The sequence below is a fragment of the Armatimonas sp. genome (assembly GCF_031410135.1).
Lineage (GTDB): Bacteria > Armatimonadota > Armatimonadia > Armatimonadales > Armatimonadaceae > Armatimonas.
In genome coordinates this window covers 1-9,904 of record NZ_JANNYP010000302.1, presented here as the reverse complement: position 1 = coordinate 9,904, position 9,904 = coordinate 1, and the positions used below count along the sequence as shown (strand labels likewise).

Annotated in this window: 9 protein-coding genes; 3 read left to right on the top strand and 6 right to left on the bottom strand. The window is 58.9% G+C overall.

The genetic code is table 11. From position 1 onward, the window contains the following. Positions 1-1,204, bottom strand: a 1,204-nt coding sequence (locus RMO15_RS11010; protein ID WP_309711971.1) for a hypothetical protein, incomplete at its 3' end; no start/stop codon positions are given. 63 nt (positions 1,205-1,267) lie between these two features. On the opposite strand from RMO15_RS11010, the gene RMO15_RS11005 reads away from it, so the two are divergent. Next, positions 1,268-1,732: an SRPBCC family protein gene (locus RMO15_RS11005; RefSeq protein ID WP_309711968.1), complete on the top strand. Its 465-nt coding sequence runs from the start codon at positions 1,268-1,270 to the stop codon at positions 1,730-1,732. Between the two features lie 49 nt (positions 1,733-1,781). Here RMO15_RS11005 and RMO15_RS11000 read toward each other — a convergent pair whose 3' ends face one another. From RMO15_RS11000 to RMO15_RS10980, 5 genes are read right to left on the bottom strand one after another with little or no spacing between them, the layout of a single operon-like run. Next, positions 1,782-2,630: a 2-oxo acid dehydrogenase subunit E2 gene (locus tag RMO15_RS11000; RefSeq protein WP_309711965.1), complete on the bottom strand. Its 849-nt coding sequence runs from the start codon at positions 2,628-2,630 to the stop codon at positions 1,782-1,784. Then, positions 2,627-2,914, bottom strand: a complete 288-nt coding sequence (locus tag RMO15_RS10995) for a 4a-hydroxytetrahydrobiopterin dehydratase (protein ID WP_309711962.1) — start codon at positions 2,912-2,914, stop codon at positions 2,627-2,629. Before RMO15_RS10995 ends, RMO15_RS11000 begins: the two co-directional genes overlap by 4 nt. Before the next feature lie 2 nt (positions 2,915-2,916). Beyond that, positions 2,917-3,909: a Gfo/Idh/MocA family oxidoreductase gene (locus tag RMO15_RS10990; RefSeq protein WP_309711959.1), complete on the bottom strand. Its 993-nt coding sequence runs from the start codon at positions 3,907-3,909 to the stop codon at positions 2,917-2,919. After that, entirely contained in the window at positions 3,909-4,319 is a 411-nt protein-coding gene (locus RMO15_RS10985) for a hypothetical protein (RefSeq protein ID WP_309711956.1), read from the bottom strand. Before RMO15_RS10985 ends, RMO15_RS10990 begins: the two co-directional genes overlap by 1 nt. A 14-nt stretch (positions 4,320-4,333) precedes the next feature. Beyond that, on the bottom strand, positions 4,334-5,305 hold the full coding sequence (locus tag RMO15_RS10980) for a Gfo/Idh/MocA family oxidoreductase (protein ID WP_309711953.1): 972 nt from the start codon (positions 5,303-5,305) through the stop codon (positions 4,334-4,336). Positions 5,306-6,285: 980 nt separating this feature from the next. Here RMO15_RS10980 and RMO15_RS10975 point away from each other — a divergent pair. Together RMO15_RS10975 and RMO15_RS10970 are read left to right on the top strand one after the other, a co-directional pair. Then, positions 6,286-8,898, top strand: coding sequence for a DUF1592 domain-containing protein (locus RMO15_RS10975; RefSeq protein ID WP_309711950.1), 2,613 nt, complete (start codon positions 6,286-6,288; stop codon positions 8,896-8,898). A 10-nt stretch (positions 8,899-8,908) separates the two neighbouring features. Further along, on the top strand, positions 8,909-9,904 hold a 996-nt coding region (locus tag RMO15_RS10970; RefSeq protein ID WP_309711948.1), incomplete at its 3' end, for a DUF1552 domain-containing protein.

The window sequence follows — 9,904 nt, the reverse complement described above, 5'->3', positions numbered from 1 at the left end:
CATCCGACATTTGCTCCTGCATCTTACCCATCTCGCGGGGCAGGATGGCATCAAAGAGCGTCACCGAGGTATTTCCCAGCGGCACCCGGTCGTGGGTGATGAGAAAAGCCATATTTTGCCCGGCTTGCAGGCGGCGGATAGTCGTCGCGGTGGCCCGGATAATGGCACTCAGCGCATCGGCGGCGCTGACGCTCTGACCCGGCGCGATTCGAATAAATACGGGCTGGCTGGCGATTCGCGCATCGGCGTAGAGCTCCAGCCGCAGTGCCTGCGCCGCTTGCTTGACCACGTCGTCTACCGTTTTTGCGCCGTCTAGGGAGATAGGGACAGAGAAACGCTCCTGCGTCAGATCCAGATCCGAGGGCTTGCGCCGGTAGAGCACTTTCAGTGTCCCCGACTTGGTCTTGGCCTGCTCCCGCTGGTACTCGTAGAATTTATCAGGCGCGACCGGTGTGCTACGTAGCGCCACTTGCACAAATCCTTGGGGAGGATCGCTCAGGCCCACGCTGTAGCCGCCCGGCGAGACGGTGAGTGTGATCAAGTTGCGCAGCCGAATCCGGAAGCCACGCTGGGCCACCTCCGAGAGCACCGGAAGCGTCCCCTTGCCGTACCAGGGTGTCTGTCCGGCTCTCATCCCTGGCGGCACACTGTCGCTTCCCTGGAAATTCAAGTTTGCGGGAAAGAGCTTCCCCCAGAGGGACTTCTGGCGCTCGTCGCTAAGATCCGCGTAGCCGATCCCTTGAGCCGTCGCTGCCCGCTGGAGCTGGCTAGGGCTGAGGCTTGCCAGAAAGGCATGCGGCGGGCGATTGCGGAAGAAGTCCTGCGCCATGTCCTCGATAGCGGGCGGCACGGCCAGCTCCGTAACTTGCGTCGGGCCCGCAGTGGTGAGCGTCCCAAACCGCACCACTTGCTGGTCGAAGTAGCCCACCAGCTCTGGTAGCCCATAGCCATTGCGCGGCGGTGGCAGAGGCGTCTTGTTGTTTAGTACGAGCTTATTGGGTGCCACCAATAGCAGCGCTCCCCGGCGCACCGGGTCCCAGTCGAGCTGCCCGAGCCCCGATTCCAGCGTGACCTGCGGCGGTGCAGGCACAGCGTGAGCAAGCGTGGCCTGGGCGGGCGTGTCTTGGGCAGGTGCAATTTTGACTTCCTCCTGCGCCATCGCAGGCAGGGCAACAAGAGCCATGAAGAGTGCGAGCGTTTTCATCTTGTTTCAAAGACGTATTTTTTCGGGTTCTGGTTACGCCGAACATAGGATAAAATGCTAGTTGTGTCATCCCCTATTCGCCGTCAGTACCAGCTTTTTATCGAGCGCCCTCCCGAGGCTGTCTTTGCCTTTGTGACAGACCTGACCAATCACGAGCGTATCTGCCCCGACGATCAGAAAGAGACAGCAACCGGAATTGCGGAGCAAGTGGGTGCGCTGGTGCTTTTTCGTGGCGGTCCGTGGGGTGACATCACCGCCACTGTCAGCGAGCGCGATGAGTCACGCCTGCTGAGCTTCCAGCAAGTCGAGGGGCCATTTGTCACCTGGACGCACCGCTATAAGTTCTCGGTCTATCCCAACGGTACGCTCCTCAACGAGCAGTTCGAGTACACGCTCAAGGGCCTCGCCATTGCCAAAGAGAAGCTCCCCAGCACCGCCAAGCTCTGGGACGACTGGGTGCGCCACCGCCAGAGCGAGACCAAGCGGATTCTGGAGCGCATCGGACGCATCAAGGGGCCGGGGGTTTAAGGCCCATCGTACCCATCCCCTGGCCCCTTCCCTCAGGGCAGGGAAGTTTTTAGACGAACAGAAAGCGGGTTTCTTCGAGGTTGCGCTGGATCTCGCGCAGAAACTTGGTGGCGGCAAATCCATCGGCGATGCGGGGATCGTGGGCGAGGGTGAGGGTACCCGTGCAGCCAATGTAGAGATGCGCGGCCTGTGGCGTGTGCAGAATCGGGGTTTGGGAAACGGCTTCCCCGACCGTGAGGGTAAACGTCGCGCCGTGTGTGGGAAGCAGCTCGGGGCTCTCTAGCTCGCGCGAGAGTGCGAGAATGCTTTTTTTATCCGCATCACAGAGCACGGGAAACGCGCCGCTGGGCTGCGGCAAGCAGATATTGATATTTTCCCGGAGCCGAATCTCGTCGTCGGCGAGCCAAGCGGCATTGAAGCGCGGGTGGGCTTTGAGCGCAGCGGCGACGGCAGCGATAAAAAACGCTGAGAGCGTCGCGCCGGACTTCTCCTGCAAGCGCTGCGTTTCCGTGAGATTTGCTGAGATTGTGGTGTACTGATGCGGGACAAGGCTCAGTGCGGCGGCATGGTGGTGGGCTAGGCTCTGCTCGCGCTCCGTGGGCGTGTAGCGTGTCTCGGAGCCAACGGGGACGTAGTCGGGCTCTGGAGCGGTGTGTATCTTTGTCTCGGTGACACCTGCCAGAACGGCCAGCGGCTCACCCGCCTCGACCGCCTCCGCCTCCAGAACGGCTTTCTTAAAGAGCACGCCGTAGACAGGAGCCACAATCGGGAACTCCGTACCGTCGCTCTTTCGCAGGCGCAGGAGTGGCTCGTTCAGCGCGACGAACTGCCCAATGGCTTTTTCCCAACCCGCGACGGTGGCGACGCCCTCGTGCTCCGCGATGACCGTAAACTTCACGCAGCTAGTGTATCGGCCTGCGCGGCCAGCGCAAAGTCTTTCTCTGTCAGCCCCCCTGAGTCGTGGGTGGTGAGCGCCAGAGTCACTTTGTTGTAGCGAATGTCAATGTCCGGGTGGTGATCCGCCGCCTCAGCCGCGTCTGCCACGGCATTGACAAAGCGCATCGCCGCCACAAAGTCCGCAAAGGCAAACGTGCGGGAGATCATCCCATCTTGCAGGCTCCAGCCAGGGTGCAGTGCTAGTGCCGCCTGCACGGCAGAATCAGTTAGTTTTGGATCTCGCATGGCTATCTCCTCACAACCAGCGCGGGTTGGTTGCTGGCGACGCTCTTATACGCCGCCTCGACGACTTCCACCGCTCGCAGGCCGTCTATGCCGGAGGCGAGCAGGTTGTGCGACGTTTCATCGCCCTGGCAGGCTTTGACGAACGCAGTCACCATCCCTGCGTCTATGTTACTGCCCCAGTTCTGGTAGCTGACTTTATTGGTCTTGTCCGAGTAGAGCACTGACTCCTGGGCGAACATGTCCATCTCGATCACGCCCTTGGTGCCCACCACGCTCATCGTGACATTACCCCAGGTAGGAAAGCTCTTCGGTCGGGACCACGAGGCGTCTAAACTCGCATAAACGCCGCTCTCAAACGTGATGGTTGAGATGCCCGCGTCGTCGTAGTCCGAGTGTGCGAAGCCGTTGCTGGCCTCGCAGTAGACCTCTTTTGCTTCGTCTTTGAGGAGGGTGCGGAGGAGGTCGGTCACATGAACCGTGTGGTCCATCACAGCCCCGCCGCCGGAGAGCTTTGTGTCAATGAACCAGCCGCCCGGGCACATTCCCTGGTTGGTGCAGCGCGCCGCTAAAATCTCGCCGAGATCACCGTTTTCGACAGCGCTCTTGAGCTGCCAGAACGCGGGCGAGAAGCGGCAGGGAAACGCCGTGTAGAGCCGCACGCCTGCCTTGGCGCAGACATCCACCATGGCTTTGGCATCGTCGGCATTGGGTGCGAGGGGCTTCTCAGAGATCACGTGCTTGCCCGCCGCCGCTGCCGCCTCGGTGAGGGCGCGGTGCTTGCTGTTTTCCGAGCAGATCACCACGGCCTCGGAGACATCCAGAAGTCCGTCCAGGGTCTCGTAGGCCGCAATCCCAAAGCCCGCCGCACGCTCGTCCTTGCGCGCCGTGTCGTCGTCCCAGAGCCCCACAATCTGCGCCTCAGTCGAGCCGCGCAGGCCCGCCACGTAGGCTCCGGCGTGCATGTGCGCCGTCGAGAGAATTCCAATCTTAAGCATTACTCGAACCTTTGTGTTTTTAGGATACCTGTTCTTGCGTCCCAGGTCTGGGTACAGTCGCGCACGATATAGCCCAAAGGCCCCGTCCCCGAGATTTTCTGCAGATGCACGGTGACCTCATTGCCCGAAACGGCGAGTCCGGTGATCTTTTCGATCTTGGGATTGCGAAGAGGAACCAGGAGCGCCTGTTGTTGTCCGGTGCGCTGGCTACTTACCACAATTAGATTGTTTGCCGTAAAACGTACCTTCCATGAAGTCGAGATGACTTCGATCATGAGCGGAGACTCCGGCGCAGGTACACGAAGGGCTTTACTAATCCCGACTGCGGCAATCACGCCCGAAACGACGAAGACGGCGGCGGCTTTTTGCTGGCGGCGGCGGGTGTAGGGGTTGGGGGAAAACATGTTCATACGTCCTTTTTCCTTTAGAGTGTGATTGCGCGGCCTGTCTTCAACGATTCTCGGGCGGCAGCGGCCACCGCAATCGCGCTTCGGCCTTCTTCACCCGTCACGGCAAGCGGCCCGCCGCTGAGAATGGCGTGGGCAAAGGCGGCGATCTGCTTGTCGTAGGGGTCGTCGGAGGGGATCAGGGGGCGGCCATTTCCGGTGCGTGTCTCGGTGCGAAAGCTCAGCGAGACCTCTTTGCGGGAGTCATGGGCAAGCAGCCCGGCATCGCCTGCGATCTCAAAGGTCGCGCCGCCGCCTTTCGGGTCGGCCCAGGTCACTTCTGTGTGGCTAATCGTCCCGCTGGTGTGGCGCATGGTAATCAGCGCATGGTCCAGCCGCTCAAAGCCCCGCTCGGTGAGGCCCTTGGCGTAGACCCGCTCGACGGGGCCGAAGGTCCAGAGCAGCCAGTCAATATCGTGAACCGCGAGGTCGAGGAGAATGCCTCCGGACTGGGACTCGTCGCCAAACCAGCTCGACCAGCCCGGAAAGCCGCCCCCACGCCGTGTGCGCACCACGGCAGGCATCCCCACTCCGCCACTCTGGACTACGTGATGGGCATTGGCAAACTCCGGGAAGAAGCGCACCACCTGCGCCACCGAGAGCCGTCGCCCGGCGATCCGTGCCGCCTCGATCATCGCGTCGCAGTCCGCCACCGAGAGCGCCATGGGCTTCTCACAGAGCACGTGGCAGCCCATCTGAAGCGCCTCCTCGGTGATGCTCCGGTGGAGAACACTCGGTAGACAGACGCTCACTGCTTCGACCCCCGAGCTCAGCAGCGCCTCAACGGAGCCAAACGCCTGCGCCCCGTATTTCTCCGCCAGCGCCTCTGCTTTGGGAAAATCCACGTCTGCAACCGCGACTAGCTCGAACCCCTCAGCCCTCGCCCAGCCGCGCGCATGGGTCGCGCCCATCCCACCTGCCCCAATCACTCCTGCCTTGAGTTTTGTCATAGGTTGATTATCGCCCACCATAACAAACTAGTCAACGGCTGACGACGTTTTTCATGAAATTCGGATTTTCGCCTGCCTGATTCCCAGCGCTACCGCGCATGGGACGATCTATAGCGCTGATTCGTGGTGCTACGGGAGGCGGCCACAAGCCCGCTGTGGCAACGGTAGGAAGATACTAGGCCTGTTCGTAAACTTGCCATGCTGTCGCTCCCATAAACAACCCTTTTGTGAGTGCCATAGATGGGAAAGCCTCTTAGAATACGTTTCTGTTCCGTTGGCTGTTATACACTAAAGAGGCTAATACCCCATGCCACGCACCCACGAATTTTCGTCCCAGCTTGTGCAAACTCCCCCCTCCTGCCGATAACTGTGGACAACTCAGGGGGCCGGCCAATTGCGCTAGGCATGGGTGCTGCATCATAAGCAGGATATGCAACATAACGAGGCTTATCGGACAAGGACAAGGAGCAGTACAGGCAAGCGAAAGGGCCAGGGGTTGCTCCCCTCACACTCTGGGTGCCACCACGACCGAGCGCTGTTCCCGTTCCCGCATTGCCTGTGGTCAGTCCACCACCACCATTGCTGTTCCTATAGATTTCACCGCCGCCACCCGAGCCTGCGGTGACCAGTTCCGTATTGCCCGCGTTGCGGATGCCAGAGCGCCCACCACCACCAGTAATACCACCACCGCCTACGATGACGGTGAGGGGCTGACCAGGGGTGACGGTGAGTAGTCCCGTGACAAAAGCGCCGGAGCCGCCCCTGTAGCGCCAATCTCCTTGCCACCCCGGAGCGAAAATGCTACAATCTCGTAGTCTAAAAACTGTCCAGTCAAACGTCAGGATTAAACTTTGATCGAAACGATTTCTACCCCTTCGTCCAGGCCGAGCTTAAGGAACATGATCCGGGCCTTTACGATCTTCTAGAAGAGATCTGGGGAGTCAAAAAATAACCCGTTGCCCCCGTCCGGAAACTCAATTATGCCTCTCCACTTTCGAACAAAATTCGCCAGCACTCTGACGGTCGTTGCGCTGGCAGGATCATTTCACCCCGCCGGCACGGCGGAACCCATGCCGAAGGCCAATCGTGACGACTATCAAAAGTTCGTCGCTCCGCTCCTCGCAAAATCCTGCACCGCTTGTCATGGTCCGAAAAAGTCCAATGCGGGACTTCGAATCGACCAACTGGATCCAAATCTTCTCACTGGAAGGGACGTCGATCGGTGGGTTGAGATTTACGATGTCCTCAGCAAACGCGAGATGCCGCCGGCTGACGAACCGAACTACCATCTCAAGGACGAGGACAGAGCCCGGATCATCGAATGGTTGGGGAAGGAAATGCAAAAGGCCTCCCAGGCCCGGAGAAATGCCGGAGGTCACGGTTCCTTCCGCCGCATGGCGAACTACGAATACAACCACGCCCTGCAGGACTTGCTAGATCTCAACCTTCAGTTTACCGAGGCACTCCCGCCCGAAAACACGTCCGAAGACGGATTCAAAAACAGCTCGAAGTATCTCCAGATGTCGGTGACGCAGCTAGAGACCTATCGCGAGATAGCCATTGAGGCCCTGCAAAAAGCAACCGTCGAAGGAGACCGCCCTCAGGTGGTGACCTGGCAGATCCCGATGCAAGAGGCGATGGACAAAGCCTCCGCCTTGAAACAGAAACCCATCCCTCCCAAAAATTCCGCGAATGCCAAAGACATCAGGTATACCCACGTTGTCAACAAGGACACCGGTGAGGGCTTTTCCTATAACTGGGCCTACTACGTTATCCTAGATGGTGAATCCCGCCAAGGGATCTGGAATCTCAAACCTGACAAAACCACCTCCGCCATCCCGCCGGTCTCCAACGTCGTCGCGGTTCTCCCGCCTTCCCGACAGTTCCACCTCGATCTCGGAAACTCGGTTCCAGATGAAGGCATCCTACGGGTCCGGATTCGCGTCGGTGCAAGCGAGTGCCAGCCTGGGCAGTCTGCAAACCTCAGATTGGTTTTCGGCTTTCAAAGCAACAATGAGGGAAGAGGTTCCGTCATCGTCAGCGAGCGGGACGTTGAAGTGACCGCTTCCACCAAGGATCCGAAGTTTGTCACCTTTGATGTTCCGCTCGCGGGGCTGCCGCGAAACCCCTTCCGAAAAATGTACGAAATCGGAAGCTTTCCCAACTGCACGGAGTATCTCGAAATCCACAACATTTCCTCGACCGGAAAAGGAGGGAAGAACCCGCCGGTAAATCTGGAAATCGACTACGTCGAAGTTGAAGCCGGACTCTACGAGACATGGCCGCCAAAGTCCCACACCGCCATCTTTTTCGATAGCCCAAATCGGAAGGATGAAAACGCGTATGTCCGGGAGATTCTGAAGCGCTTCATGACGCGGGCGTGGCGACGTCCGATTACGGATGGCGACATCGCAGCCTACCACCAGCTCTTCACAAAATACCGTCCTAGCTTCTCCACTTTCCAAGAAACCGTGATAGAAGTCCTCGGCACCGTGCTGGCCTCTCCCGAGTTCCTTTATCTCGTTCAAACCGAATCCCTAAAACCTTCCCGCACCGTCAGCGACCTGGAGTTGGCCAATCGTCTCTCCTTCTTTCTCTGGTCCAGCATTCCGGACGCCCAGCTCCTCGACCTCGCCTTTTCCGGCAAACTCAAATCGCCGAAGACTATGGATTCCCAAATCCAGCGCATGTTGGCTGACCCCAAATCAAAGCGATTCACCCGACACTTTGTCCAACAATGGCTGGGCCTTGAGGCCTTGGACAACCTTGTCGTCGATCCATTGAAGTTCCCATTTTACAACGAAGCGTTCCAGAAAAACCTCATCGCGGAGCCGCATGCCTTCTTCGACCACGTCCTGCGCAACAATCGCAGCATTGTGGATTTCCTCCAATCGGACTACCTCGTCATCAACGAACCCTTGGCACAACACTACGGAATCCCCGGCGTGACCGGGCAGGAATTTCGGAAAGTCCCCATTGATGCCCGAGTCAACCGCGGCGGCCTTCTCACCACTGGGGCCGTCCTCACCATGAATTCCACCGGGGTGGATTCCAATCCGCTCAAACGCGGCGTTTGGCTTCTGGAAAGAATGCTCCACGACCCGCCACCACCACCGCCGCCCAATGTTCCCGAGGTGGATCTCACCGACCCCCGGATTCTCAAAATGACCCCGAAGGAACGGATGGCCGATCATCGCAACAATGCCGCCTGCCGGTCCTGTCACGCCAAGATCGATCCATGGGGGATTTCGTTGGAAAATTTCGATGCCATCGGGCGCTTCCGCACCACCATCAATGACAAGCCGGTTGATGCCACCGCCGTCCTCTACAACAACAAAGCACTGGAAGGAGTGACGGGATTAAAAAGCTACCTCATGGCCGACCGGCAGGATCAGTTCACAAAAGCGATGGTTCACAAATTGAGCACCTACGCTCTAGGCCGCCCGATGTCGTTTGCCGACCGCAGTGAGCTAGATAGAATAGCAGCCGAACTCAAAAAACGTGGAAACGGCCTGAATGACCTCGTTTCCATCATTATTCACAGCCGTTTGTTCAGTGAAAAGGTCGTGGGGGAAAAAGAACATGAGAAATAATCGAGTAGTGATGAAACGACGAACCTTCCTTAAAGGTGCCGGTATTGACCTCGCGTTGCCATGGATGGAGACCTTCGCCGCCAAGGGCGAGTCACAGGAAAAGCTGGCCCGCTTTGTAAGCATCTACCATCCGGACGGAGTGGGCCTTCCCCGGCAGGATGACCCGGCTTGGAAGGACTGGAGCTGGTTCCCGCAGGGAGGCGAACGCGACTTCCGCCTCACCAAGGTTCTCGATGTCCTCGAACCGCTACGCAACGATATCACGATCTACTCCGGCCTCTCCCATCCCGCCTCGCGCAAAGTCCACGGTCACGCCAATGCGGATCAATACCTCACCGGTGCTGCCACCGGAAGCGAGGGGCCGTATAAAAACACCGTTTCACTCGACCAAGTCATCGCCGAAGAGTTTGGCCGCCACACTCGCCATTCTTCACTCGTTCTCTCTACCAATGCTGGAACCGGCGCTCCGCGCGCCACACATACTTCCTCCTTCGACCAACAAGGCCGTCCCATCCCTTCTATCAGCCGTCCCAAAGAGATCTTTGACCGCCTCTTCGTCACCCAAGGAAAGGAAACCCGCGACAAACTCGCTCGTAGCAAAAGTGCGCTCGATCTCCTCATCGCCAACGTCAACACGCTCAATCGCAAGCTCTCCAGCCACGACCGCGAAACGCTCCAACAATACCTCGATGCCGTCCGCGACACCGAAATTAAACTGCACAGGGCCGAAAAATGGATCGATACCGCCCTTCCCGAAGTCGATGCCCGCCACTTGAATCTTGAGGTCACCGTACGCGACAGCCGGGCCTACGTGCAGACCATCTACGAGCTCATCTACCTCGCCTTCCTCAGCGATTCGACCCGTGTCGCCACCTACATGATGGGCAGGGAAAACTCTGGAGGCCCGCAGGATTTGCTGGCCCGGGCCGTCGGCCTCAACAATGCCCACGGCCTGACCCATGAGGTCAAGAAACCCAACGGCTGGCGCAACCTCGGAATCTACAAC

What these genes read in the sequence shown, in the direction of transcription:
- RMO15_RS10995 (WP_309711962.1), bottom strand. Translation starts at nt 2,914, where the DNA reads ATGCGAGATCCAAAACTAACTGATTCTGCCGTGCAGGCGGCACTAGCA.
- RMO15_RS10985 (WP_309711956.1), bottom strand. Translation starts at nt 4,319, where the DNA reads ATGAACATGTTTTCCCCCAACCCCTACACCCGCCGCCGCCAGCAAAAA.
- RMO15_RS10980 (WP_309711953.1), bottom strand. Translation starts at nt 5,305, where the DNA reads ATGACAAAACTCAAGGCAGGAGTGATTGGGGCAGGTGGGATGGGCGCG.
- RMO15_RS10990 (WP_309711959.1), bottom strand. Translation starts at nt 3,909, where the DNA reads ATGCTTAAGATTGGAATTCTCTCGACGGCGCACATGCACGCCGGAGCC.
- RMO15_RS10975 (WP_309711950.1), top strand. Translation starts at nt 6,286, where the DNA reads ATGCCTCTCCACTTTCGAACAAAATTCGCCAGCACTCTGACGGTCGTT.